Source organism: Wolbachia endosymbiont of Nomada ferruginata (genome assembly GCF_001675785.1).
Lineage (GTDB): Bacteria > Pseudomonadota > Alphaproteobacteria > Rickettsiales > Anaplasmataceae > Wolbachia > Wolbachia pipientis.
In genome coordinates, this window is the sequence record NZ_LYUY01000169.1 from 1 (window position 1) to 916 (window position 916).

General features: G+C 38.8%; 1 protein-coding gene. It reads left to right on the plus strand.

Going from position 1 to position 916, the window contains the following annotated elements; translation table 11 throughout:
* The first annotated feature begins 59 nt into the window (after positions 1–59).
* A protein-coding gene (locus BA053_RS07015; protein WP_156518241.1) for an IS5 family transposase occupies positions 60–892 on the plus strand; the annotation gives its coding sequence in 2 pieces (ribosomal slippage) (positions 60–426 and positions 426–892; 834 coding nt in all).
* Positions 893–916: the final 24 nt, after the last annotated feature.

Sequence of the window (916 nt, forward strand, 5' to 3'; positions counted from 1 at the left end):
GAGGTTGTCCACAAACCAAGGAATACGTAGTATATAAAGAAAGAATATTGAGGTAAGAGATGAGGAAAAAATATCCAACAGATTTAAGTAAAAGGGAATGGGCAAGAATAGAAAAACACTTCAGAGTATCGTACAAGAAAGGAGGAAGGCCACCAAAATACAGTAAGTGTGAGATAGTAAATGCAATTCTTTATATACTGCGCACAGGATGTCAATGGCGCTATTTACCACACGATTTTCCGCCGTGGAAGGCTGTGCATGAACAGTTTAGAAGATGGAAAAAGCAGGGAATTTTTGAGAAAATGAACTATGATATCACTAAATATAGTAGGTCAAAAATGGGAAGAAATGAGGAGCCGAGCGCATGCATAGTGGACAGTCAATCGGTAAAAACCACGGAAAAAGGGGGGTCAAAGGTTATGATGGTGCGAAAAAGGTAAAGGGGAGAAAAAGACATATAATCACAGATACTCAAGGATTTGTGCTTGGTTGCTATGTAGGAGCTGCAAGCGAAAATGACAGAGATGGGGTGAAGATGGCATTGGACAATATGAAGGAAAAATACAGCAATATTAAGAAAATGTGGGCTGATATGGGATACCAAGGAAAATATTTAAAGGATTACGTAAAGAGAGAATATGGGATAGATATTGAAATTGTCAAAAGGCCTCCATGTAGGTTTTGGGTGCATAAAGATACACCACTAGAACTATTGCCACAACGGGATCCTGGATTTTCAGTACAGCCGAGAAGGTGGGTGGTAGAGAGGACTTTTGCTTGGATCAATAGAAATAGAAGGCTATCAAAGGAGTACGATTTACTTACAACATCTACTGAAAGTTTCATATATCTGGCTATGAGTAAAGTTATGTTAAGTAGGGAATATGCTTGATTTACTGGTTTGTGGACAACCTCT